The organism is Thiorhodococcus drewsii AZ1 (assembly GCF_000224065.1).
GTDB lineage: Bacteria > Pseudomonadota > Gammaproteobacteria > Chromatiales > Chromatiaceae > Imhoffiella > Imhoffiella drewsii.
Genome location: NZ_AFWT01000040.1, coordinates 1 through 25,067, shown reverse-complemented (window position 1 = coordinate 25,067; position 25,067 = coordinate 1). Strand labels below are relative to the sequence as shown.

The following is a 25,067-nucleotide window of genomic DNA, read 5'->3' as shown; positions in this document are numbered from 1 at the left end:
TCCGGCGAGATACCCCCATTATATTGTGTGAATCGCGAGTCTTGGGCGGAGGATGGGGATGGCGTACAGGCCTTGCCGCCGAATCCGTTCGACGCCATTGGCCGACCTGCGCGGCGCCCGCGATTTGCCCGAACGGTTGAGCGCATGGGTCTGGATGCGCGTCACCCCCTTCCTTGTCCGTCATCTGCTCGAACATCCGCGCGGGACGGTCCGAGCGCACTCAGATGAAGGTTTCGGCCATCTCCGCGAGGTCTATCCGTGCGCGCAGACGGCGCGCCAGCATGAACGAGCCCATGAACTTGCGGTGCAGGAAGAGCGTTTCCGGTGCGGGTGCGGTGCTGAAGACACCGGAGTGGAACATGGCTCGGCCGTTCCGATAGACCCGCTCGAACAGGTCCGAGGTGGCGAAGTCGTATTGTCCGGGATGGCGCAGCGGCTCGGCGGCCATCTGCAGCAGATCGAGCATGGTGTCGACATGCTCGCGCGGGTCGTCCTCGCCGATATAGCCGATTGCCACGCAGGCGGCACGCATCCCTTCGCGCTTGCCGTCGATGGTGGAGCGCGCCAGGTTGCGGAAGCGCTCGATCAGCTCGGGCGAGACCGGTTTGGTGGCGCCGAAATCCAGTAGCGTGATGCGTCCGTTCGTTGCGTCGTAGAGATAGTTGCCGAAGTTGGGATCGGTCTGGACCAGGCCGAACTCGAACAGCTCGCGCAGGGTGAGCCGCATCAGCGACTCTGCGGCGTGATCGCGCTCGGCACGACGGTAGTCCGGGCTGGAGAGGCGATCGATCGAGACGCCCTCGGCAAAGTCCATGGCGAGGATGTTGTGGGTGGTGAGGTCGTGGTGCACGCTCGGGATGAAGAGATCAGGGTCGTCGCCGATCAGTGCCCGGTAGCGCTCCAGCGCCTCGGCTTCGGCGGCATAGTCGGCTTCACGGTGCAGTTGGCGGCGGGCCTCGTCGAGAAAGGGGGCGATGTCGATGCCCTTGGGTGCCATGCCGAGCGAGCGGCCGAGGAACGCCAGGTTGTCGATGTCGCTGTCGATGCTCTCGCGCACGCCCGGAAACTGGATCTTGAGCGCCAGATGTCGGCCGTCCTGGGTCTCCGCCCGATGCACCTGACCGATGGAGGCGGCGGCGATGGGGGTGAACTCAAATCGCTTGAAGCGGCGGTTCCAGTCGTGGCCATACTCGCACTCCAGAACCTTTGCGACCTGGCTCATCGGCATGGGCTCGGCGCTGTCGCGCAGTGCGCTCATGATCTCGGCCGTCTCGGCTGTGAAGACGTCGGAACCGTCCATCGACATGAGTTGGCCCATCTTCATCACGGCGCCGCGCATGCGGGCGAGCCGGTCGGTGAAGCGGCGGGTGCGGTCGGGCGAGAGCTGGATGCGGGTCGGCTGGTCGCTGTTGCGGTTACGGGCCAGGTCGATGAGCCCCTTGACGCCGATGCCGGCGGCCAGGTCGCCGGTTGCGCGACCCAGGTGCCAGAGTCGGCTCAGTCGTTTGCTGGGAACGGCGGTTCCACGGGGGCCGGACGATTCGGACATGGGATGACTTCCTGAGGATGCGAGTGCTGTGTGGCGTCTGTGAGCCACGGATCTGCTGCCGATAGACCTCTCGCTCAAGCGGCGGTTCCCGTTTCGACCACCGCCCGTGGCCTGTCGTGTCGTCGTTTGTCGTAGCCCGGATGGAGCGATAGCGCAATCCGGGGAGTCCTCGTGGTCGGGGTATAGCGGTTGGTTTGGCGTTGTTCCGGGTTTCGCTGTGCTGCACCTGGGTTAGGGAGTTTGGGGCCCTGCGACAGGGTACGACGACGCCGGGTGTCACGAGAATGCAGTTGCAGGAATGTGTTTTTACGCGGATAATACTCTGTTACTTCCGCATATCGTCCCAAAGGTTGCATTAGGTCGGCCTCGAGGACGCTCCCTTCCCTTCGAGGCCCCACCATGGATACCCCCGACACGAGCATCAGCTTCGGCGAACTCGGTCTTGCCCCCGGCGTTGAACAAGCCGTCAAAGATCTCGGTTACGAATCCCCGACCGCCATTCAGGGTCAGTGCATCCCTCATCTGCTTGCTGGGCGCGATCTGCTCGGTCAGGCCCAGACGGGTACCGGTAAGACCGCAGCCTTCGCGCTGCCCCTGCTCAGCCGGATCGACCCCTCGCTCAAACAGCCCCAGGTGTTGGTGTTGGCTCCGACCCGTGAGCTGGCGCTCCAGGTCGCCGAGGCATTCCAACAGTATGCCACTCACCTGCGGGGCTTCAACGTCCTGCCGATCTATGGCGGTCAAGGTTATGGCTTGCAGCTGAGTCATCTCAAGCGCAACCCGCAGGTGATCGTGGGCACGCCGGGTCGTGTCATGGACCACATCCGGCGCGGCACCCTGTCGATGGACGGCATTCGTACCCTGGTGCTGGATGAGGCCGACGAGATGCTCAACATGGGCTTCGCCGAGGACATCGACTGGATCTTCGACCAGGCGCCCGAAAAGCGCCAGGTTGCGCTCTTCTCGGCGACCATGCCGCCGGTGATCCGCAAGGTGGCGCAGGAACGGCTCGTCGATCCCATCGAGGTGAGGATCGCCTCCAACTCCGAGACGGTCGATACCATCGATCAGCATCACTGCATCGTCACTCGCTTCCACAAGCTCGACATCCTGACGCGCATCCTGGAACTCGAGCCCTTCGACGGCATGCTGATCTTCGTGCGCACCAAGAACGCGACCACGGAGCTCTCGGATAAGCTGAAGGCGCACGGCTTCGCGGCCGAGCCGCTCAATGGCGACATGAACCAGGAGATGCGCGAGCGCACGGTCGAGCGGCTCAAGCAGGGCCAGCTCGACATCCTGGTTGCGACCGACGTTGCCGCGCGTGGTCTGGACGTGGATCGCATCAGTCACGTGGTCAATTACGACATCCCCACCGATCCGGCCGCCTATGTGCATCGCATCGGTCGCACCGGGCGTGCCGGTCGGTCGGGGCGTGCCATTCTGCTGGTCGAGCCGCGCGAGCGTGGCCTGCTCAAGGCGATCGAACGCACGATCCGGCGCAGTGTGCCGCCGATGGATCCGCCGTCCGCCGAGGCGCTCAGCGAGTCGCGCATCGATCGCTTCATCGCCGATGTGCGCAAGACGATGAGCGATCAGGATCTCGATTTCTTCTATCGATTGCTTTCCCGCATCGGTCAGGAGCAGGAAATCGAGATGATCGATGTGGCCGCCTCCCTGGCCTATCTCTATCAGCGCGAGCGTCCGCTGGACGTCAAGGAAGATCTGCCGCGGCCCCAGCGTCGCGACTGGTCTGACGAGCGTTCGCGGCGAGGCGAGGGCCGCAATCACTCGCGTGAGGGTCGTCCGCCGCGTTCGGAGCGTGGCCCGGCGCGGCGCGACAACGAGAATCTGGTCAGCTATCGCATCGAGGTCGGACATCAGCACGGCGCGACGCCGCGCGAGATCGTCGGCGCCATCGCCAACGAGTCGGGTCTGGAAGGCCGTTTCATCGGTCGCATCAACATCCAGAACGACCATTCGATCGTCGATCTCCCGGACGGAATGCCGCGCGAGGTCTTCAGCCATCTCAAGCGCGTCTTCGTCTGCGGCCAGGCGTTGCGCATCTCGGCCGCTGGAGCCACGAACGAGGATTCTCCGGCGCGTCGCAGCTGGGAGCCCCGTCAGGACTCGGGTGCGTCGCGCTTCAAGGCCGGCCCGGGTCAGGGCAAGCCAAAGACCTTCCGGCAATCGGGCAATGTCCGTCGTCAGGCCGAGGGCGCTGGGCCGCGCAAATCCTTTGGCAGCAAGGACTCCAAGGGCTTCCGTGGAGATCATGGACCGGGTGGCCGCAAACCGCGCGATTGAGCGATTGGCTGACCCGAGGGGTATGCGCGGTCTGGAAGGCGACGGATCTGTCGTCTTTGCGACAGTGCGTACCCCTTTGCACGAAATGCGTGGTCTCCCGCGCGATGTGTTCCGATCCAGGCATTGGATCGGCATTGACGGGAGATCGCAGCCGATTGAATCGGCCCGATAAATTCATGAATACATGCCGCGCGTCGTTTTGTGGCAGGTTTCTTGCTGAGCTTCAGTAATTCATTCGCTGCTCAGGGGTAAACCGATGGTGTCTGCACAACTCGAATCTCTCGCGAACGAGGTGGCTCGCGGCGAACTGGTTCCCTATCTGGGGGCCGGCGCTCTGACCGGCTCCGTGGATACGTCTACGGGCGAGCCTATCCCGGCCGATAGCGATAGTCTGATTCTGGCCATGAACAACGGCCGACCCATGTCGCCTCGTCTTATGTGGGAATTCTCGCGCGCGGCCATGGATGTCGAACTCAAGCGTGGACGTGGCGCCGTCCACCGTTTTCTCGAGGCGACCTATGCGACGCGTTCCTGGACGCGTGCGCCCTTGCACGATTGGTTGCGGTCGATTCGCCCTCGCTATCTGATCGACATCAACCGCGACCTACAGTTGCAGGAGTCCTATTCCGACGTGCCGCACACCCTGGTCAGGGGCATCGCCCGGACCGGCGGTACGGACTATCGGTTCCGAATCCATGCCTACGACGGGACGGCTTACCGCGAGGTGATGCAGGAAGAGGTGGACCCGAGTCTGCCGATCCTGTTCAAGCCGATGGGCAGTCCGCGCCCGGATTCCACCTACATTGCGTCCGACGCCGACTATGTGGACTACCTCACCGAGCTGATGGGCGGCTTTGCCATCCCGTCCTTTATCAAGACCTATCGGCCGGGTAAGCGCTATCTCTTCCTCGGGCTGAGCCTCAATCGCGACACCGAACGGATGGTGATGTCGGATATGATCTATGCTGCCGGCTCGCCGGCGGGCTGGGCCTTGATTCCCGACCCGACCGACAAGGAACGCCGTTTCTGTGCGACCAAGGATGTGGAGATCATCGAGGCCGATGTCCCGGATTTCCTGGCTGCGGCCGGTACGCTGGATCCGATGGACGAGCTGATTCCTGTCGCGCATGAGAGCGGCTGCTGATCCGCGTCTGGCGACCGGATGACATAGCGGAGGAACGAATCATCGACGAGCCGATTCGGACCTCGGATCGATACCCTGGCTCGTCGATTTGGCCAAGGAGGATTCATGGCCCTGATCGAGGATTTCGAGGCGCGCTTTTTGTTGGGCGTGCCTGCCATGGACCGGAACCACCGTGAGTTCGTCGACCTCCTCAACCGTATGGACGGTGCGTCGAGCGCGAGCTTCGCCGATCTCTTCGCGGAGATGGTGCTGCAGACCCACGCCCACTTCGCGGCGGAGGAGGCGATGATGCGCGAGACGGCCTTCGGCCCGATTGCCGAACATCGCGCCGAACATCAACGCGTTCTCGGCGATCTGGAGCGGTTCGCGCGGCAGGTGCGGCGCGGGCGGGTTGCCATGGCGCGTGCCTATGTGATCGAGCAGATGCCGGGCTGGTTCGCCCAGCACGCACTCACCATGGACAGCGCTCTGGCCGCCCATCTGAGGCGCAAGCAGGTCGCCGCCGTCGTCGACCGCTAAACGCGGTTTCGGAACAGGGTGTCGGGTCGGGAACGCATGGAAAATGCAACGGTGAATGGCCGATTCAGAGGGCGTCCGCGATGGATCCCAAGCTAAATCCCGCCATCGAACTGGCGCGCGGGGCCGCCGCATGGATGGTTTTGACCGCGCATTACTCGAAATTCCTGGTGACCGGTCCGTCCCTGTTGAGCTTCATGTGGAGCGGCGTCGATCTCTTCTTTGTCATCAGCGGCTTCGTCTTCGGTCCGCTGCTGTTCTCCGGGGGTTTTGCGGTCCGTCCTTTTGCGATCAGACGGTTGTTCCGTATCTATCCGCTCTATTTCTTCTCGCTACTCCTCTATGCGCTGGCGACACCGGACGATCCGAGCAAACCGCTCTATTTTCTCAAGCACCTGCTGTTCCTCGGGACCACGGAGTCGGCTCGGGAGGCGTTCTTTTTCAATCCGGCCTATTGGAGCCTGCCGGTCGAGGTCGAGTATTACCTGGTGCTGCCGCTGCTTGCCTGGATCCTGGTGGGCAGGATTCGCCTCGTGCTGCTCCTGCTTGCGTTTTTCCTGGCGCTGCGTCTGCCGATCGTCGCGGGCGCGACCTCCTTCTCGGCCCCGACGCCGAACCTGCTCTCCATCCTCCGGGTCCACCTTCCGGGCATTCTGATCGAGTTCCTGGTCGGGGCCGTCCTCTATTGGGTCTATCAGCGTTGCCGTTCGACCGGGGGTGGACCCTGGCCCACGCGAGCGCTGCTCGGCGGTATTGTCCTGTGGCTGGCGCTCGCGGTGTTCTTCGCCTATCGAGGTGATCCGGGGATCAACTCGAGTCTACTGCTGCGCTCCTACTTCTCCTTCCTGTCCGCGTTGAGTTACGGCCTCATCCTTTTTTGGCTGCTGCTGAAGGTGCGTTGCCAGGGCGGCCTCTGTCTCTGGATCGCATTCACGCTCGGGAATTTGAGCTATGGCGTCTATCTCTTTCACATCCTGATCTTGAGACTCTACGAGGATTCCGGCCTCGCCCTGTCGGGGCCTTACGCCTATCTGCTCTGTGCGACGTTGGTCGTCCTGCTGGCGGGGGTCGCCCACCTGCTGATCGAGCGACCGATGCGCGACCTTGGGCGTGGACTGGCGAGCCGTCGGTTTGGGGCGAGGGCCGTGGAGTCGGCGCGTCCCTGAGTCCGTCCGGGCGATGTCGCGATTGCCCCCTGGAATTCGGTTTTCCGGTAGGGATCGTCTGATGCCGTCGTGAGGTCCGACAGGCTCTTTAGGAGGCGGGGTGCGGTAGGGCGTGCAAACTCCCCCCCTGGTGCGGGGATGCCCGCACCAGGGCCAGGGCCTGCGCTCGACAGGCCTTGGCCGTCTCCTTGTCCAGCGTGTTCATCCAGCGCTTGGGGATGGCCTCGGGGCCATAGAGCGCGCCCACGATCATGCCCAGGATCGCGCCCGTGGTGTCTGCGTCGCCTCCTCGATTGACCACATCCACCAGCGCCGATTCGAATGAGTCGGTCTGCAACAGCGACTGGATGACGGCCCGAAGGGTCTCGACGATATAGCCGCCGGGATTCTCGGTGCGTTTGCGGTCGTAGCGGAAATGGGCGTCGGACTCGACGAGCTGTTTGGCGAGCGCCGCCAGATCGGTGATGGTCCCGCCCAGCAGGGCGGTCTGGACCATGCGGATTACGACGAAGGTGCCGAGATCGGACAAGGCGTTGTGATGGGTGATGTGGGCCTGGACACGGTTGGCCGCGTCGACCTCATCGGGCGTCGCGCCCAGGGTGTAGAGCGCGATCGGCAGGGCGCGCATGCAGGCGCCATTGCCGGCGTCGTACTCGTTCTCCGGGACCTGGGTCTCTCCGGTGCGCCGATAGAGACTGATACCGCGCCGGACTGTGTGTCCGATATCGACCGGTTTGGTGCGCATCCAGTCGCTGAAGGACTCGGCGATGGCAACGGCATCCAGTCCGCCCGCAGCGAGCAGGCTTCGGCCCAGCGCCAGGTTCATCTCGGTGTCGTCCGTCACCCGTCCCTTGCGCAGACGCAGCCAGCCGCCGCCGATGATGTCGCGATGCTCACCGTACTGGTCCCGGATCTCGCGCGGGGTGAGGAATTCGACGGTCGCGCCCAGGGCGTCGCCGACGGCCATGCCCAGATAGGCACCGATGGCGCGTTGCTGGAGTCGGTCGCTCCGGCCTTGGATGGGCGAGGAGTCAGTCAGATTCGAAACAAACATGGTAGTCGACGCAGACCTCGCAGGACGGGGAGCGGCAGACATAGATGCCCTCGGCCTCGCACAACTGCTTGTAGAGGAAGCGCTTCCACTTCATGTCCTTGGTGTTGCGCTCGGCCAGGGTCGGGAAGTTTCTGTTCATCAGGGCGGTCAGCTCTGGACGTTCCCAGAGCCCGAGATCCTGCCACAGATGGTCGCTGGCCATGCAGCCGGCGGCGACCACACGGGCCATCCAGACCTCGGAGAGGGTGCGGTTGGCGCGATGCGTCAGCATGAGTTCGATCAGCTCATCGCGCTCGTCCTGGCGTGCGCCGGTCAGCGGCTGACCCGAGTCGATGGCACTGAGCACGTCGGGCGAGACGCCCGGGAAGTGATGGGCCATGAGATCGCGAAACTCGCTCAGCTCCAGACCCAGCCAGGCGGGGAGCGCGCCGCCACCGGCGGCGCGCGTTGCGATCATCGCCGCGAAGGCCCGATCATTGCCGTCCCTGGCCGCACGCACCATCAATCGGGCAAAGACACGATCGGCTTCCCGCGTCAGGTCGTAGGCCAGGGTCGACATGGTCAGTACTCCACGAGGATGTCTTCGTCGCGAACGATCATCTGGCAGGCCAGACGCCATTCGCTGGGCATGTCATCGAGCGCCAGGCGTTCGATGTCTTCCTTGGTCAGCTTGCCGAGGTGGCGCAGAACGGTCTGCTCCTTGTCGGTCAAATGATACCCCATCCGCTGTTGCTTGCTGTCGACGCTGGACACGCGCACGATGCAGTTGCCGCACTCGCCGTCCTGGCAGTCGTGATGGACCGGGATCTTGTGCTCCTTGGCCAGCTTGAGCAGCGTCTCGGTGTGGCTTCCCGCCACGGCGTAAACGGTCTTGTCCTTGTACTCGGGGTTCGAAAAGGTTACGAGTGGCACGATACTTCTCCCCTGTATCAGGCGGGCTTGACGCGGCAGTCGCCGAGGATTTGGGCCTGGCAAGCGAGACGGTCGTGACGACCGGCCATGTTCTCGCGCAGGACCTTTTCCTCGAGCACGGACGGCTCGGTCAGATTGTTCCAGCCTTCCTCCACATGCATCATGCAGGTCCCGCAGTCGCCCTCGCGGCAGCCGTAGATGACACCGGCGCCGATCTTCTCGGACACCTCGATGACACGGGTACCGGCCGGGACGTTCACGGTCTGGTCGATGTCCGAAAAGGTGATTTTGGCTTTCGCCATGACGTCAGACTCCTATGTTTCGATAGTTGATTTGGTCAATGGCTGTCGATCGGCGGGCCGCCCCGGGAAACCCTGGGGTTGGCGTCGCTGTTCGGTCCATTTACCGCTCTCCCGGATCCGAATCCCCGAGGGGTACCGGATAGGTTTTCCTCTCCCGCGGACGGGAGAAGGACCGTGGGAGAGGGTGCACAGCCTAGCCAATCGCATAGGCTCCGCAGGTCGAGTCAAGGTCTCGGACCTGTTCAGCCCAAGTCGGCGAAATCGATGACTCGGCCCTTCTCTCCACTCACGATGGCACTGGCCAGCGCACGTCCGAAGTCGCGGCACTCGGCCAGTTCCTCATCGGTCGGGATGAGTTTGATGCGCAGCCCCGCCACCGGAACACGCATCTTCAATCCGCGCATGCGGTCCTCGATCATGCGCACCGCTTCGCCGGTCCAGCCGTAAGATCCGAAGGCGGCGCCGAGTTTGCCCTTGAGCTCGATCACGGCGAGCGAGGACAGCAGATCCCAGATCGGCTTTACAGCGTCCCCATTGATAGTCGGCGATCCGAACGCCAGGGCGTCGGCCGATTCGACCAGGTCCACGAAGGGTTGGATCTCGCCGCCTTCCAGGTCGTAGAGCGAGACGCGCGCCCCGGCCTCCTCGGCACCGGTGCGGATGGACTCGGCCATCCGCGCGGTGTTGCCATAGGAGCTCATATAGAAGACGACCAGCGTCGGCTCCTCGTTGCCGATCCGTTCGGCGAAGGTCGACGTCGAGAGTTCGCGATACCGGGTCAGATAGCGTCTGGGCCGGTCGCGCAGAATGGGGCCGTGGGTCGGCGCGATGATCTGGAGCGGCAGTGGTTCGATCAGCTTGAGGGCGTCCATCACATGCGTCTTGAAGGGTCGCATGATGTGCGCGTAGTAGTAATCGAACGCGAAACGGAAGTCCCCGCACTGCTCGTTGAACATGCGGCTGTCGCAGTGATGACAGCCGAAAACGTCTCCGGAGAACAGCGTCGCTTCCTCGACCAGATAGGTGCATTGGGTATCCGGCCAATGCAGAAAGGGCGTATGCAGGAAGCGCAGCGTGCGGTCGCCGAGCGAGACCTCGTCTCCGGTATCGACTGCCTGGTATTCGAGCGGATGCTCCTCGCTCGGCTTGAGCAGCGCCTTGAGCATGGCCGGCGCGCGGGTCGAGATATGGAGCCGCGCCTGGGGCGCGCGACGCATGAGTTCGGGCAGCGCGCCCGTGTGGTCCGGCTCAAGGTGATTGAGCACGATGACCTTGATCTCGTCGTAACGGGCGACCGATTCCAGTCGGGCGAAGAAGTCGTCGGCGAATTCCGCCTTGACGGTATCGATGACGGCGACCCCGTCGCTCCCGCGCACCAGGTAGGAATTGTAGGTGGTGCCGTTGGCCGTACGCAGGATGATGTCGAAGGTGCGCAATCCCGGATCGAGCGCACCGATCCAATGCAGACCGGGCCGGATCTCGACCGCCTCGGTCGCCTCGGCCATGCCGTTTCGGGAGGTCGACGGAAGGTGCGTCATCGGAGGTCCGCCTCGGCGGTCGGCAGATCGCAATGGGGATCAGGCCCTGTCTGCGAACAGGACTGCAGATCCTGACCCTCGGTCAGTTGCACGCCCAGGGCATCGAGCAGGGGGCCGGCGTCGAAACCGCAGCTCACCCCGAGGTCGCACTCGATCAAGGGGCGGCGGATCAGCAGCGGATCGGCAACCATCAGGGATAGGGCGGTCGCTGCGTCGAGCGCGCCCGGCTCGACCTCGCCCGCCTTGATGCGGGGTGCGGTCGGATTGAACCAGTCACGCACCGGACGCTCGCCGAAAAAGGGACGCAGCCGCTCCGCCGTCCAGGACTCGGTCAGCAGATTGCGCACGCTCAGGCGATGGCCCAGCGACTTCAGCAGCGATTTCTGCTTGGCGTTGGAGATGCATCCCGGCTTCTCGTAGAAGATCACGGACGTGCTCACGTTGCGCTTCTCCTCTCGTCAGTCTGTTCGATGAGCCCTCCACCTGGATGCGGCGCGGCGCTCGTCATGATTCGGATCGCCGAGTTCGGTCGTTCGACACCGGTCGTCTGTTCGACCTGAATGCGACACAAGCCAATCCTGTGCGGCGTTCAACGGAATCCCACTATGCGGTCGATGCGTGTCTCGGCTCCGCGCCCTGGATCAGCGGGCGCGGATTTCGGCCTGGGCCGCAGCCAGACGCTCGGGTGGAATTCCGGTCAAGGAGCCCGGCGGATTCACTGCGAGTCCGGCTGCGTCGAGAATCGCCCCCTCGATCGGGCAGATGCTCGCGCATTGGGGCTCAGCGAAATCGCCATCGCATTCGCTGCATTTCTTGGCGTCGATCAGGAAGTGCGGCTTGGCCTCGATGATGGCCTTGCTCGGACACAGGGGCTCGCAGGCCCAGCAATTGACGCAGCTTTCGATGATTGTCAGTGCCATGGTCGCGTTTCCTCTCAGGCCGACATGCGTTGTTCGGGGGCGGGCGCGTGGTCGAGGCGGCCCGATTCGAGCATCTCGCGATAGACGGCGGCGACGGCCTCCTCGATCGGCTCCATCGCATGCTCGCCGTTCGGGACGATGCCAGCGGCTTCCAGCTGACCCCAGGGCTCGTAGCCGATCTTGGAGCAGAGCACGACCTCGCAGCCCGAGAGCGTGCGGATGATCTTCTGCAGGGTGGTCTCGGCGTCCCCGCAGGTGTCGCCGCCGGAACAGTAGAGGTCGACCTTGCGTGCCCCGATGAAGCGTACGTCCGTGGCGGATGCCTCGTAGACGAGGAACTCGCGGGCATGCCCGAAATGCTGGTTGACGACACCGCTGCCGGCGGTGGCGACGGCCATCAGCACCGGACGCGTCTCGGTCTTCTTGGGCGCTGGGCGTTTGAGCGAGGCGAGCGAGACGAAGACCTCGCCGCTCTGAGTGCGTTGGGCCGCGCGATTGGCCTCGATCTCGGCATGGACCTGGGCGCGGCGAGCCATGGCTGCGGTGTAGTCGATCTCCATGGTCTCGATCTTGTCGAGCGTGAATTCGTGTCCCCGGTCCTCGCCGAGCATGCCGACCGCATCCGCGCGACATTGGCGGCAGTGGCGCATCATGGCCATGTCACCGGCGCAGGCGTCCTGCAGGGTTTGGAGTTCCTCGTTGGTCGGGCCGCGCTGGCCCATGAGGCCGTAGAAGGTGCCGTGCTCTTCCTCGGCGATCAGAGGCATGACGTTGTGCAGGAAGGCACCCTTGGCCTTGACGACACGGCTGACCTCCTTGAGGTGCGCGTCGTTCACGCCCGGGATGAGCACCGAGTTGACCTTCACCAGCACACCGCGCTCGACCAGCATCTCGAGCCCCTTCTGCTGCTGCGCGATGAGGATCTCGGCGGCCTTGCGGCCCTTGACGCGGCGATTCTTCCAGAAGATCCAGGGATAGATCTTGGCGCCCACGTCCGGATCCACGCAGTTGATGGTGATGGTGACGTGTTCGATGTTGTGCTTGCAGATCTCGTCGACCAGCTCGGGCAGCGCCAGGCCGTTGGTCGAGACGCAGAGCCGGATGTCCGGGGCCTTCTCGGAGAGCTGGCGGAAGGTCTCGAGCGTGCGCTCGGGGTTGGCGAGCGGATCGCCCGGTCCAGCGATGCCGAGTACGGTCATCTGCGGGATGTTGGCCGCGACCGCCAGCACCTTCTTGACCGCCTGGTCCGGTGTCAGCAGTTCGGAGACCACGCCGGGGCGCGACTCGTTGGAACAGTCGTATTTACGGTTGCAATAGTGGCACTGGATATTGCAGGCCGGCGCGACCGCAACATGCATCCGCGCATAGTGATGATGCGCATCCTCGGAGAAACAGGGATGGTTGTTGACCTTCGCGCGGATCGCCTCCGGTAGATGGGAGAGTCGGTCCGCGCTGCTGCCGCAGCCGCTCGATGCGCAACCGCCTTGGCTCTTTACCTTCAACTCCATCACGCTGCCTCCAGAGAATCGGGGGCACCCGCCCCAGTGGATCGAAGAATCTGATCCATATGTAAGCAATTGCCATGCCTGCTTGTTTTTGCTGTATATATAATTGATTTTAAATTGTTTTTTCTGTGGCGCTTTTCCGCTTTGTGAGGATTGCGACAGGTTGCTGGGCAAGCGCTTGTGAGAATCGGAACAGCGGACGACATCCCTGTCTTGCGGGGTGATCGAGGGGCGTTTTCGGTCGATGCGGCCGTGTCGTCAGTGGCGGCGATCCGGGAATAGCTTCATCTAATTGTCACACTGTTGAAATGGTTATTCGTTAGATTTCCTGCGCCAAACCACGGGGGATCGCTTGGGATTCCCCCCGATTTTTTCATCGTTCCGGTTTCCGGGGCGGTGTCCGTCTCTATTTGCAGGAGTTGAGCAAATGACCCCGACACATTCGATCCCCCGGTTATTGGCCGTGGTGGCCCTCTGTTCCGCCAGCCTGGCCGACGCGGCACCACTGGCGAAGTACGTTTTCTTTTTCCTTGGCGATGGCATGGCGAGCGGCCAGATCCAGGCGACCGAGGCCTATCTGACGACCAAGAATGGTGGCTCGGCGATTAAGGCTGTCGATCTGCTCAACCCCGACAACCGTCTGAATATGACCCAGCTGCCCATCCAGGGCATGCAGACCACTTATGACGCCGGTGCGCTCATGACCGATTCGGCCTCGGCCGGTACCGCCTTCGCGACTGGGATCAAGACCAAGAGCGGGGTCCTCGGCATGGACGATACCCTGACCACCAGCTACAAGAGCGTCGCCCAGCTCGCCCACGAGCATGGCCGCAAGGTCGGTATCCTCTCCAGTGTCTCGCTGGATCACGCCACCCCGGCCGCCTACTACGCGAGCGTGACCAGCCGTGGCTACATGAACCAGATCGAGACCCAGCTCGCCGAGTCCGGTTACGACTTCTTCGGCGGCGGTGGCCTCGTCGCTCCGACCGGTGCCGCCCGTAGCGGAGACTCCGAGAACAACATCTGGGATCTGCTGACCGCCAACGGCTACACCGTGGTCAACGGTCGCGCGTCGATTCTGGCGCTGAAGGATCGTGGTGCCCCGGAGAAGGTCGTCGCCATCAACGAGACCCTGGACCGCTCCTCGGCTATGCCCTACGCCATCGATCGCCCGGAGACCAATCTGTCGCTGGCCGAGATGACCGAGGTCGCGATCGAAAACCTCTACGCGAAGAACAACCGCGGCTTCTTCATCATGGTCGAGGGCGGCAAGATCGACTGGGCCTGCCACGCCAACGACGCGGTTGCCGCGATCAACGACGTGCTCGACTTCGACGCGGCCATCGCCAAGGCGCTGGCCTTCTACGCCAAGCATCCGAACGACACCCTGATCGTCGTGACCGGCGACCACGAGACGGGCGGCATGACCATCGGTCACGCGACCACGGGCTATAGCGCCTATTACGACAAGCTGTTCGGTCAATCGAACAGCTTCGAGCACTTCGCCGCCAATCAGTGGGAGGCCCACAAGGCGAAATACGAGAGCGGCTACAACTGGACAGCCGACGACAATCTCTCCTCCAACGCCGAGATGGTCGCCCTGCTGAAGGATGACTTTGGACTCGTCTGGAACGACCTGAACGACTACCAGAAGGAGAAGCTGGAAGACGCCTACGACATGTCCATGATTGGCGAGAACGACAACAGTGGCGCCGAGAACAAGCTGTTGTACGGCAACTACGAGCCGATCATCGTCACCATTACCCACATCCTGAACGAGGTCGCCAGCATCGGTTGGACGTCCTACTCCCACACTGGCGTTCCGGTACCCGTCTTCGCGCAAGGAGGTCAGGCAGACCTCTTCGCCGGCTTCTACGACAACACGGACATCGCCAAGAATCTGTCCAAGGCCATGGGCTTCCGGGAGACCCTTCCGGTCGTCAAATAAGACCTCCCGCCGTCTCCGTTTCCCGCCACACGGCGCCGTCCTTGCGACGGCGCCGTTCTTGTGTTCCGGACCGCCATGATGTCGCGCGTGATGCGGCGGTTCGGTCATGGAGTTCCGATGAAATCCTTTCCCTTCGTCTTGAGCCGAGACTGGCTGTTCGCCCTGGTCATCGCGCTCATCTGCGGTCTGCTCGCCCTGATCAATCTGTCGCCCGTGCCCTCCGCCGAGACGGGTCTGCACGCGCGCGCCCTGGTCACCCAGGTCGACAACAGCCAGGTGCGGGTCAATCTCATCGTCAAGACCGAGGATCAATTCCTCATCGTTCGTCTGCTCAACGGTCCATACGAAGGTCAGGAGTTGGCGGTCACTAACATGCTGACCGGCAAGATGGAGCTCGACGAGTTCTACGAGGAGGGCCAGGTCATCCTGGTCGAGTACGGGGTCAAGAACGGCAAGCCGGCCAATGGGATGGCGCGCGGCTATTACCGGCTGGGCTTGGAGCTGATGCTGATCGGCATCTTCGTGGTACTGCTGATCGCGGTTGCCGGTGTCACCGGGCTCAAGGCGGCGCTGTCGTTCGTCTTCGCCGCCCTGGTGCTGTGGAAGGTCTTCTTTCCCCTGGTGCTGCTCGGCTACCCGCCAATCCCGTGCGGACTGGCGCTGGTCGCGCTGCTGACCGGGGTCATCACCTTCTCGGTCGGAGGGCTCAGCCGGCGCGGTATCGCGACCTTCGCCGGCTCCATGCTCGGGGTCTCCCTGACCTGCACCCTGGCGGTCTGGTCCGTCAACGCCTTTCATCTGCACGGCGCGGTGAGGCCATTCGCCGAGACGCTGCTCTATGCCGGCTACTACGATCTGCGTCTGACCGACATCTTCATCGCCAGCATCTTCATCGCCTCATCGGGCGCGGTCATGGATCTGGCGATGGACATCGCCGCCAGCATGGACGAGATCCAGCGCAATCATCCGGGCATCGGGCTGTTCGAGCACCTGACCTCAGGGCTGAGGGTCGGAAGGGCCGTCATCGGGACCATGACCACCACCCTGCTGCTCGCCTATTCGAGCAGCCACATCGCCATGTTCCTGCTGTTCATGGCCAAGGGGCTCCCGGCCGCGAATATCCTCAACGCCCCCTTCGTCGCCGCCGAGGTGGTCAACATCCTGGTCGGCAGCTTCGGACTCATCACAGTGGCCCCCTTCACCGCGCTGGTCGCGGCCTTTCTTTACCGGGCCAGCATGCATGGAAGCGTTTCGCGGTAGATGGGGTTGGCGATCCTCCGTTCGCCGCCCTGATCCGGTCGTTGTCAATAAAGATAGCCCGTTGACAGGGTTTTTTGCCTTGAAACCTTTTATATCTTTGATAAATAAAGATATTAGCATTAAAGATTTATGAAGACCGATTTTCCAAATAACTGATATAAAAGGATTTTTAAATGCGTCGCGAATCACTGGTCCGTTGACTGATCACCCATCCACTCGCTAGGATGCTTATTAAGCAAGCGCTACTTGAGGTCTAGAGGCTGTTGTTTTTCTCTGAAAATCAATAAGCGTGTGTTTTTCACCCATTATTTATTCATCATTTCGTTCTGCTTTGTCAGACTTGATTCCAGCGTTTCTGTCGTCTACGGAGCAGAGAGTGCTTTGGCCTGCGGCGGATGTTGATGGCGCTTAGCGATGATGTCCGCCAGTTCTTCGGCGGTGACTGGCGCCTTGGTATTGGTCATTGGCAAGAGATGGACTAGAGCCGTGACAGAACCGTTGAGCGAGAGCGTCGGCCACTGAGTTCTACTCTTGGATCTTCTGCTGGAGTATGAACAGCGTCGCCAACATCACCACGGCCATGTGGTGGTACCCGCATTCAAGCGGTGGACCTGAATAATTGGTCCGTACGCACGTGCTCTTGATCTCGCGAAAACGGTGCTCGATGAAGAACCACTGAGTTTGGGCACGGGTCAAGTCTCTCACTGGCGTGGGCTCGGGTGTATCGGGCTGGTGGTCATGGGAGATCTTCGTGTCGTAATTTACTCTTTAGCTATAAAAAAGGAGTTTTTTGCACGCCCTCATTGCAAATATTTAGCTCCGCGAATCTGACAAAGTCGAATTAGTAAACGAGCATTATTTTCCCGCCTCTTGCATAAATCAGGAACCAGCATTCCTGAATACAGGCAATCTGCTCATCTCCTCGTTGTACCGCGTTCTGATTGAGAAATATTTACCCTTCGATCCGGAGGGTTCCAGTTTCATGGGTTTTCTTTCAGGAACACTGCATGGTTGTAATGCTAGGAAAGGCTGAATTCATTTCTCTTGCCTGAGCGCTGTTCGCGCATTTTGCATGAATACATGCGTGACTTATTAAGGGCAAGAGTAAAATCAAGGCCGATGGTCGCACCTCCTGATACCGGAAAAAGACTCTGCTCTAGTTTGTAACGCAATGCTGCACGTTACAAAAATCACATCAGAATGCGACAGTCTGCTTCATAAAAGTTTCACGCCTCGCGGCTAGACCAAGAAACTTGTCTGCTGCTCAGTCTCTATCAACCGAACGACTGATTTATGGAGCGCCACATAAAAATGAAACTATGGTGGGAAAGAGATGATTTGTGCTACGACGACAATAATGAACTCATCTTCGCTAATAAAAACATACAGCAGTTTGCCCAGCAGGTCGGCACACCGCTTTTCGTTCACAGTGCAGCACGCATTCTCGCCAATATTAATCGGGTAGAGCAGGCTCTGCAGAGTACGGGCCTGGCAAGCCGGGTGTTTTACGCACTCAAGGCCAATCGCTACGCCCCTCTGCTGACCTTCATCAAGACCGCGACCGACTGCGGGATCGATGCCTGTGCCCCTGCTGAAGTTATTCATGCCCTGAGTTGCGGATTCGTCCCTTCGGATATCTCCTATACCGGTACATCGGTCTCCAACGCCGATCTCGATTTCCTCACCGGCCTCGATGACCTCAAACTCAACTGTGACGGCTTGAGCATGATTCGGCGGGTCGGCGAGCGAGCCCCTGGTCGAGAGATCGGTTTACGCATCAATCCGGCCATGGGCACGGGTTACGGTTCCAACGAACTGCTCCGGTACAGTGGTGAAAAACCGACCAAATTTGGCATATACGCCTCGGAACTCGACGAGGCCATAGAGCTTGCCGCTCAATATGACCTGGCCATCACCAGGATCCACTTCCACACAGGTTGCGGCTATCTCAACGACCAGTTGGATTCATGGGAAGAAATCCTGAAAACCAGCCTGGCGATGATCCGAAAAATCCCCACCGTCAGCGCCCTCAACCTGGGCGGCGGACTCGGCGTCCCGCTCACCAGCGATGATAGTGAGCTCGATCTCGATCAGTGGGCAGGGGTTATCGAACGCGTTTTCGGCTCGAGCGGATATGAGATCCATGTCGAACCTGGAACCTATATTGCCAAGGACGCTGGCCTGCTCGTTCTCGAAGCAAATACCGTGGAAACGAAATCCGGCAAGCTCTTCGTCGGTGTCAATAGCGGGTTCAATCTGACTATGGAACCGGTCCATTATCAGCTTCCCGCCGAACCTGTTATGTGCCGGCTTCCGGATTCTCCAGAAAAGATCTTTGCTGCGGAAAATATGCAGCCGACAACCTTTGTCGGCAATATCAACGAGGCACTCGACGTCATGTATGACGACCTTCCATTTCCCTCAATTGAAGAGGGAAGCCTGTTGGTGTTCATCAATTCCGGAGCCTACACCACATCAATGGGCTCGAACCACTGCATGCGGGGAGAGTATTCAGAATGTCTTCTGCTCGATGGCGTTGATTTGCGCAAATAAAGCGCCTCAAAGAGGTCCGCTAATTAGTCAGATCTCATAAATAAATATCAGATGTACAGGAGAGAATAGATGCTGATATACCCTGATGAATACGGTCTTAATCCCAATGACGGCTATCCTCAGAAAAAGGACTTCCTTGTCACCCGTCAGGAGGATGGAAAAGGAGCCGGAGTCTATACCAAAAATAACATCAAACGCGGTGAGTTTGTCGCCCGAATTACCGGCAACATCGTTCCCAATATCGTTCAGCACAGCCTGCAAATAACGCCGACCACTCATCTCTACGACCCTTATTTCACGGGTTACCTGCTTCACTCCTGCTCGCCCAATATCTTCCTGGATATGACCGAGTTCGAGATTTGGGCCTTGAGGGACATCGAGGCGGGACAGGCCCTGACCATGGATTACGCTTCCACCGAAGATGTTCTCTTCAAGCAGTTTCCATGTCTCTGCGACACGCCTAACTGTCGCTTCTGGATCACCGGCCGTAAGGAGATGGTGAACCCAGAGGGCTTGCGCGTCATTAAACAAAAACTCAAAGCGCTGGGTCGCGAATCCAGCGATATAGTGACACTAGAAGTAGAGTGCGAATGAGAAGGTGGGTATGACGATACAGGTAAAGGCCACTGCCGCCCATCCGGCAGTAACAACAGAACAGATCAGCGAAACCGACAAGCGCCACACCATTCATCCTTGGGCAGACTTGGCCACCGCACCCACGACCGGCGACCTGGTAATCAGCAAGGGAGAGGGGTATCACGTCTACGATAGCGATGGAAAACGCTACATTGACGGCATTGCCGGTATGTGGTGCGTCAATATTGGCTATGGTAACGTGGAAATTGCCGAGGCTATAGCCAAACAGGCTCAAAAGCTCGCCTACTACACGCCCTTTGGCGCGATGACCAATCCGCTTTCCGCAGAGCTTGCCCGCGTTCTTGCAGAGCTGACTCCAGGTGATTTGAATCGCGTGCAGTTCACGACCAGTGGCTCAGGAGCGGTTGATTCGGCAATCCGTTTTGTCCACTTTTATTTTAATGCCATTGGTAAGCCGGAGAAAAAACATATTATCTCGCGCCTGGAGAGCTATCATGGCAGCTCGTATCTCACAGCCTCTCTCTCCGGAAAACAGGTTGACCGCACCTATTTCCATTATATGGATGATATTATCCACCATATTTCCTGCCCTAATCCGTACCGGCGTGAACCTGGTCTCTCACTGGAGGCGTATTGTCAGCAGCTTCTGGGTGAGTTTGAAGATAAGATCAATGAAATAGGTGCGGATAACATCGCCTGTTTTATCGCCGAGCCGATCATGGGCTCCGGCGGAGTGCTCGTACCTCCAACCGGTTACCATAAGGGGATGAAGGCGCTCTGCGAGAAGTACGATATTCTTTATATCCTCGATGAGGTCGTCACCGGTTTTGGTCGCCTCGGTCATTTCTTCTCGGCAGAACCGGTCTGGGAGATCATCCCTGATCTGATCACCTGTGCCAAGGGTATCACCAGCGGCTACCAGCCCATGGGCGCGGTGATCATCTCGGATCGCCTCTTCGACCGTATTTCTGGCGACAATGCACCGGAAGCAGCCTATTTCACTAACGGTTACACCTATTCCGGTCACCCGATCACCTGTGCCGCTGCCTTAAAGAATATCGAAATTATTCAGCGGGATAATATCTGCGAGCATGTGCGGGAGGTCGGCCCCTACTTCATCGAAAGGCTGAAAACCCTGGAGAAGTACGACATCGTTGGCGAGACTCGGGGCAATCACCTTATGGCCTGTGTCGAATGCAACATCAGCGGCAACCCGGTGGCAGCCGAGGACAAGGATATTACCGCCGCACGCACAGTCGACAAATTTTGCGACGAGGCAGGTCTCATCGTCCGACCCTACGAGGCGCTATTGATCCTCTCCCCCCCCTTGGTCATCGATAAGGAAGGCATTGATCAATTGGTGTCTATCTTGGCCCAAAGCATCGAACAAGCGACCGAAGAGCTGAAGGCCAAGGGTCTTATTTGAACCCCGTTCCGTGACAGCGGGCCAATGATCCCAGTCGCCCAATAGGGAGGACAGTATGCAGGATAAACTACTCATAAACGGATTGCTTGTTGAAGGACAGGGAAGCATCGAAAAGATCGTCAATCCCGAAAACGGGGAAATCATTGCCGAAATCACGGGCGCAAACCCAGCTCAGGTCAATGATGCGGTCATCGCGGCTGAAAAGGCCTTCGAAAGCTGGTCGCGGGTCACGCCTGCCGAGCGTAGCGCCTTGCTCGCCAAGGTTGCAGATACCATCGAGTCACGCGCCGAAGAACTATCCCGGCTGGAATCACTAGATACCGGCAAGCCCTATCAACGCATGCTCGAGGATGAGATCCCGGCCATTGTCGACTGTTTTCGCTTCTACGCCTCGGCCTGTCGGCTGATGACCGGATCAGCGGCAGGCGAATACTTCGAGGGCATGACCAGCATGACCCGGCGCGATCCCATTGGTGTAGTTGCCCAAATTTCGCCTTGGAATTACCCGCTCATGATGGCCGCCTGGAAGATTGCGCCCTCACTGGCGGCCGGGAACTGCGTGATTTTCAAACCCTCTGAGAACACCCCCCTGACCATGCTCGAGTTGGCGCCATTTTTTGCCGAGCTCTTTCCGGCTGGCGTACTCAACATCGTTGCCGGAAATGGACCAGAGGTTGGTGCCGAGCTGGCCAAGCACCCTCGTGTGCGCATGATATCCGTCACCGGCTCGGTCAACACCGGTAAAGAGGTGCTCCGACTCGCGGCAGGGAACTTGAAACGCACCCACTTCGAGCTTGGTGGCAAGGCTCCGGTAATCATCTTCGATGACGCCGATATTGCCGATGCCGTGGAAACAATCCGCAGCTATGGCTATTACAACGCCGGACAGGACTGTACCGCTGCCTGTCGAGTGTACGCCGCTGAAGGGATCTATGATGCGTTTGCTGCAGAGCTCGCTAAAGCGGTCAGTACGATCAAATACGGCGATATCAACGACCCTGAAGGTGAGATTCCGCCCCTGATTACCGCCCGTCACCGCGAACGCGTGGATGGCTTCGTCCAGCGTGCGGTGGCCACCGGTCATATCGAGGTGCTGTGTGGAGGTAAACCGGTGGATGGCCCTGGCTTTTTCTATGAACCCACGGTCCTCAAGGGCGCCTTGCAAAAAGACGAGATCGTGCAGGAAGAAGCCTTCGGGCCGGTCGTTTCGATCACCAAGTTCGACAACAGCATCGAGCAGGCGGTCGAGTGGGCCAACGACTGCGAGTATGGCCTCGCATCATCGGTCTGGACCAAGGATGTCGGTCGAGCGCATGCGGTTGCCGCCAGGCTTCAGTATGGCGCCACCTGGATCAACACCCATTTCATGCTGCCCAACGAAATGCCTCACGGCGGCATGAAACAGACCGGCTATGGAAAAGACTTGTCCATGTACGGCCTGGAGGATTACACCATTCTTCGGCATGTGCTTGTGACACATTGAAAAAATCGCATAAACTTCGACCAATCGCCTCTCAATACGCGTAGGTGCCAATTCATTCACACTCGAAACCTTGACGATGTGAATGAATTCACACCTACGCCAAATCGCCATGCCATCAAGATGATATCCAGAAAAGCATCTCTCCGTAGAATGCGGTGAGCGTGCGAATCGCATCTTGCGCATAAACCGTCCAAGACGTCAGTCGTCCCGGATCGATTGAAGGAAGAGTGGACGCCTTGAATATTCTAACGCCGGTGTTAACGCGTGCTGTATTCCACCAGATTTTCTTAGAATAATCCAAGCTGGATCTATTGGATTACGTCACTGCTTTTGATTTGATCGGTATTCCGACAGCCACTCTCTAGAAGCTGACAGCCATCACATTGCTCTGGCAAAGAAGCTCGACTTCCGCATCAATCCCTAGGGCGCAACAGCCAGCCCTTGCTGGCGAACTACTTGGAAAGGTAGTCAGCATTGCCACGTACCCATGCCAAGTGAAGCGCAACGCCAGAGCGCGTGCCAACCGAAATTATGCTGTCCTCGGCCGGGTTGCCGCCCATGAGCGAAACAAAGGCCGCGTAGTCTTGGAACCACTCGCTTGACTGACTGACTGAAGGAATGAACAAGCATGATCGCATCAGCCGCGTTGAATCTATGAGCCTCAATGATGGCTGATGCCGTGCGATGTAGGAGTTGATAGCGCGTAGTCTCTGAGACCGAAGGCAGATCAAGCAAAGAAAGAAGGTATGCAAGGCGCTTGGCTTTGCCAGGACTGGAGTCGGGTTGCCACTCTTGCACTGTGGGGCCGAATGGCTCAGAAACTTTACCCTCTACCGCAATGGAAATAAGCCGACCTTCCGAGCGAGCGAGAACCCAGATGTCGTTTTGCGATGGACGAGAACCACCGGGCAATGGGACTTTGTGCTCTGGAAAGGCCAGAAGAAGCTCTATCGATGGGAAGGCTGACTCCAGAACAGATCCGACCTCGGAGGGGAAGCCACGAGATTCTTGCCACGAATAAGCGAGGGCGCGCGCTGAATATCCCTGGCGCCAATGCTTGACAGGTTCGGCGAGAAATTGCGCCCATTGGTCCGGGCTTGAAGTTGGAATGTAAATTTGGCTCAAAGAGCGATTATCCTGGTTTTCGAAGGCTAACGTCACCCATAAGCCGGGCCATACTGGGCCAGTACGGCACTATAGGATTGCTCTGAGGTCAATGCGCAGTATGGCCTCGGCTTTATGGGCGTTTTAGGCGATTCTTCAGCTCACGCAAATAAAACGTGGCCTGCCCCGGTTTCCCTTCTCTTGAGTGTCTTCCAAGGCCTAATTGCGCCTAGAAGAACAGCGATACCAATTCCAAATAGCGAAACAGAACTAGGAATTGGAACTACCGATTTTGTTACTAATACAGTATCACCACTGCCAATATCTAATACTTGATAATAATTGACGTCAGAGCTGGCTGGAACGTATCCGAAGCTATATTCTGTAGCAAGCGACGATTCTACCTTGTTGTCAATATTCCCATTGTTAAGGGGTGCCAGCCCCCAAGCTAAACGCGAATTATTTCCTGTAAATTCACCTTCTTTCCAGAGGATTTCTTTCTTACCTAGGTCTGACAAGAAACCCCAATTTGCATCGATCGTTCCGTTCCAGACATCGGGCACATCGTAAGAAGTTAGACTTGATAAAGTATTCTGAAAACGTGAACCTTGATATGCATGAAAAATGATGGATGTAGGATCAATGGGGGTCCACCAGGACTTATCCCCAGCTCCCTCAATCCAGCTAGTTAACATCAGTGAATCAGTTATTGTATCAACGATACCTGTCCACTGGGATCCGTCGTTGTTGGTATATGTTACATTGTAAAGCGTTGCGTGAACATTTGTTGCGCTCAAAAAGACGAGCGTTGCTAATGCGAATGGCTTATTTATCATTTTGATACTCCAATAGATATCCGCTAAAGGAAGATGCCTAACGTCACACCTAAGCCGACCCATACTGCGCTGCTATGAGGCTGAAAAAAGCACTGAGCTATGGGCGCAGTATGGGTCGGCTTGAGTTGCGTTAGGCTTTGTATTCGTCCCACTCTCCATTTTCCTTATTCTCCTTCTCTTCAAGCTCCAGCCATTTCTCGAATTTGTCTTGACCGTTACCCTTCGAATGAAGATGAGCGCTTCGGATATCATCGACGGAACGGAAGGGGTTACGCGCACAAGACAATTCAGGGTAATATTCTGAGAATCCTCGGGCATAATGGATTTCAAGAATCCAGTGATCTTCTTTATCGTTATGCCAGTGCAACGTGAAGTTGCGGCCAGCGCCCCCGACAATGTGCGCTCCGTGGATCTCGTGTGTATGCTCGGATAAATCTCTATCCATGTTAAGTTCAATATCGTTCCACTGTTTTGTGTAGCGACGAAACATCCGAAACAACTTTTCGTGGTAATCACCTGCGTCCAATACAACGGCAGATGTTGTATACGCCCACCTTTTTCCATCCAACGGGCGCTTTCCTAACCAGTAAGGTTCACTTTTGCTCATGGGATTGTCCTATTTTCTGTGGATGGCCTAACGTAAGGCTAACCCGGCGCATACTGCGCCTTCCTCATACTTTGAAAAATACGCTTTAGCTCGACGAGCGCAGTATGCGCTCGGGTTGAGCCCTTGGTGTACGCCCGGCATGGGCGTGAACTCATGGGGTGAAAGTCCCCTGTAGGAGTACCTGTGTCCACGAAGTGGACTGTAACTACTAGCTGACGGCAAGGGCAAACCCGCGAGGGGATGTCTGGAGGAAGCCCGAGTGCAAAAGTGCGAGCCGACGGACAGAAACCGCATAGAAGGCTTGGCCCCTGGGCGAGTCAGCACGAGATGACGAAGCCCG

At 59.1% G+C, this 25,067-nt stretch carries 22 protein-coding genes and 1 pseudogene; 10 read left to right on the top strand and 13 right to left on the bottom strand.

What is annotated here, in order from left to right:
- Positions 1-220: 220 nt before the first annotated feature.
- Positions 221-1,549 (bottom strand): ABC1 kinase family protein, encoded by a 1,329-nt coding sequence (locus tag THIDRDRAFT_RS19245; protein ID WP_007042582.1) that lies wholly within the window; start codon positions 1,547-1,549, stop codon positions 221-223.
- 399 nt (positions 1,550-1,948) lie between these two features.
- Here THIDRDRAFT_RS19245 and THIDRDRAFT_RS19240 point away from each other — a divergent pair, with 399 nt between their 5' ends.
- The 4 genes from THIDRDRAFT_RS19240 to THIDRDRAFT_RS19225 all read left to right on the top strand — a co-directional run bounded on the left by THIDRDRAFT_RS19240 (position 1,949) and on the right by THIDRDRAFT_RS19225 (position 6,682).
- Positions 1,949-3,856, top strand: a complete 1,908-nt coding sequence (locus THIDRDRAFT_RS19240; RefSeq protein ID WP_007042580.1) for a DEAD/DEAH box helicase — start codon at positions 1,949-1,951, stop codon at positions 3,854-3,856.
- 256 nt (positions 3,857-4,112) lie between these two features.
- Positions 4,113-5,000, top strand: a complete 888-nt coding sequence (locus THIDRDRAFT_RS19235) for an SIR2 family protein (RefSeq protein ID WP_007042579.1) — start codon at positions 4,113-4,115, stop codon at positions 4,998-5,000.
- A 105-nt stretch (positions 5,001-5,105) separates the two neighbouring features.
- A complete protein-coding gene (locus THIDRDRAFT_RS19230) occupies positions 5,106-5,519 on the top strand; it encodes a bacteriohemerythrin (protein ID WP_007042578.1) in 414 nt (137 codons plus the stop codon).
- Between the two features lie 80 nt (positions 5,520-5,599).
- Positions 5,600-6,682, top strand: a complete 1,083-nt coding sequence (locus tag THIDRDRAFT_RS19225; protein WP_007042577.1) for an acyltransferase family protein — start codon at positions 5,600-5,602, stop codon at positions 6,680-6,682.
- 88 nt (positions 6,683-6,770) lie between these two features.
- Here THIDRDRAFT_RS19225 and draG read toward each other — a convergent pair whose 3' ends face one another.
- The 8 genes from draG to nifB all read right to left on the bottom strand — a co-directional run bounded on the left by draG (position 6,771) and on the right by nifB (position 12,916).
- Positions 6,771-7,736: an ADP-ribosyl-[dinitrogen reductase] hydrolase gene (draG, locus tag THIDRDRAFT_RS19220; RefSeq protein ID WP_007042576.1), complete on the bottom strand. Its 966-nt coding sequence runs from the start codon at positions 7,734-7,736 to the stop codon at positions 6,771-6,773.
- Positions 7,714-8,295, bottom strand: a complete 582-nt coding sequence (locus THIDRDRAFT_RS19215; RefSeq protein ID WP_007042575.1) for a nitrogen fixation protein NifQ — start codon at positions 8,293-8,295, stop codon at positions 7,714-7,716. Before THIDRDRAFT_RS19215 ends, draG begins: the two co-directional genes overlap by 23 nt.
- Before the next feature lie 2 nt (positions 8,296-8,297).
- A complete protein-coding gene (locus tag THIDRDRAFT_RS19210) occupies positions 8,298-8,648 on the bottom strand; it encodes a 2Fe-2S iron-sulfur cluster-binding protein (RefSeq protein WP_007042574.1) in 351 nt (116 codons plus the stop codon).
- Positions 8,649-8,665: 17 nt separating this feature from the next.
- The gene (locus THIDRDRAFT_RS19205; protein WP_007042573.1) at positions 8,666-8,950 is read right to left on the bottom strand and encodes a 2Fe-2S iron-sulfur cluster-binding protein; all 285 of its coding nucleotides are present in this window, start codon (positions 8,948-8,950) and stop codon (positions 8,666-8,668) included.
- Between the two features lie 242 nt (positions 8,951-9,192).
- Entirely contained in the window at positions 9,193-10,488 is a 1,296-nt protein-coding gene (locus THIDRDRAFT_RS19200) for an FprA family A-type flavoprotein (RefSeq protein WP_007042572.1), read from the bottom strand.
- Positions 10,485-10,928: an ArsC/Spx/MgsR family protein gene (locus THIDRDRAFT_RS19195; RefSeq protein WP_007042571.1), complete on the bottom strand. Its 444-nt coding sequence runs from the start codon at positions 10,926-10,928 to the stop codon at positions 10,485-10,487. The genes THIDRDRAFT_RS19200 and THIDRDRAFT_RS19195 overlap by 4 nt, the downstream gene beginning before the upstream one ends.
- Positions 10,929-11,129: 201 nt before the next feature.
- Positions 11,130-11,408 (bottom strand): 4Fe-4S dicluster domain-containing protein, encoded by a 279-nt coding sequence (locus THIDRDRAFT_RS19190; RefSeq protein ID WP_007042570.1) that lies wholly within the window; start codon positions 11,406-11,408, stop codon positions 11,130-11,132.
- A gap of 14 nt (positions 11,409-11,422) precedes the next feature.
- Positions 11,423-12,916 (bottom strand): nitrogenase cofactor biosynthesis protein NifB, encoded by a 1,494-nt coding sequence (nifB, locus tag THIDRDRAFT_RS19185; protein ID WP_007042569.1) that lies wholly within the window; start codon positions 12,914-12,916, stop codon positions 11,423-11,425.
- 424 nt (positions 12,917-13,340) lie between these two features.
- Here nifB and THIDRDRAFT_RS19180 point away from each other — a divergent pair, with 424 nt between their 5' ends.
- The 6 genes from THIDRDRAFT_RS19180 (at position 13,341) to THIDRDRAFT_RS19150 (ending at position 22,180) form a co-directional block, all read left to right on the top strand.
- On the top strand, positions 13,341-14,861 hold the full coding sequence (locus tag THIDRDRAFT_RS19180) for an alkaline phosphatase (protein WP_007042568.1): 1,521 nt from the start codon (positions 13,341-13,343) through the stop codon (positions 14,859-14,861).
- Between the two features lie 117 nt (positions 14,862-14,978).
- Positions 14,979-16,121 (top strand): YibE/F family protein, encoded by a 1,143-nt coding sequence (locus tag THIDRDRAFT_RS19175; RefSeq protein WP_007042567.1) that lies wholly within the window; start codon positions 14,979-14,981, stop codon positions 16,119-16,121.
- Between the two features lie 1,311 nt (positions 16,122-17,432).
- The gene (locus tag THIDRDRAFT_RS19165) at positions 17,433-18,674 is read left to right on the top strand and encodes a type III PLP-dependent enzyme domain-containing protein (RefSeq protein ID WP_007042566.1); all 1,242 of its coding nucleotides are present in this window, start codon (positions 17,433-17,435) and stop codon (positions 18,672-18,674) included.
- A 69-nt stretch (positions 18,675-18,743) separates the two neighbouring features.
- Positions 18,744-19,268 (top strand): SET domain-containing protein-lysine N-methyltransferase, encoded by a 525-nt coding sequence (locus THIDRDRAFT_RS19160; protein WP_007042565.1) that lies wholly within the window; start codon positions 18,744-18,746, stop codon positions 19,266-19,268.
- Between the two features lie 10 nt (positions 19,269-19,278).
- The gene (locus tag THIDRDRAFT_RS19155; protein ID WP_007042564.1) at positions 19,279-20,697 is read left to right on the top strand and encodes an aminotransferase; all 1,419 of its coding nucleotides are present in this window, start codon (positions 19,279-19,281) and stop codon (positions 20,695-20,697) included.
- Between the two features lie 55 nt (positions 20,698-20,752).
- Positions 20,753-22,180 carry a gamma-aminobutyraldehyde dehydrogenase gene (locus THIDRDRAFT_RS19150; protein WP_007042563.1) on the top strand — a complete coding sequence of 476 codons (1,428 nt, stop codon included), beginning with the start codon at positions 20,753-20,755 and terminating at the stop codon, positions 22,178-22,180.
- A 452-nt stretch (positions 22,181-22,632) separates the two neighbouring features.
- Here the strand turns inward: THIDRDRAFT_RS19150 and THIDRDRAFT_RS27365 are convergent, their stop codons facing one another.
- The 4 genes and pseudogenes from THIDRDRAFT_RS27365 to THIDRDRAFT_RS19145 form a co-directional block, all read right to left on the bottom strand.
- A complete protein-coding gene (locus THIDRDRAFT_RS27365; RefSeq protein ID WP_425358451.1) occupies positions 22,633-22,818 on the bottom strand; it encodes a DUF6946 family protein in 186 nt (61 codons plus the stop codon).
- Positions 22,819-22,834: 16 nt separating this feature from the next.
- Positions 22,835-23,341 (bottom strand): annotated as a pseudogene (locus THIDRDRAFT_RS27360) (DUF6946 family protein); the annotation flags it as partial.
- Between the two features lie 104 nt (positions 23,342-23,445).
- Positions 23,446-24,120: a hypothetical protein gene (locus THIDRDRAFT_RS25855; RefSeq protein ID WP_007042561.1), complete on the bottom strand. Its 675-nt coding sequence runs from the start codon at positions 24,118-24,120 to the stop codon at positions 23,446-23,448.
- A 130-nt stretch (positions 24,121-24,250) separates the two neighbouring features.
- Positions 24,251-24,727: a hypothetical protein gene (locus THIDRDRAFT_RS19145; protein WP_007042560.1), complete on the bottom strand. Its 477-nt coding sequence runs from the start codon at positions 24,725-24,727 to the stop codon at positions 24,251-24,253.
- Positions 24,728-25,067: the final 340 nt, after the last annotated feature.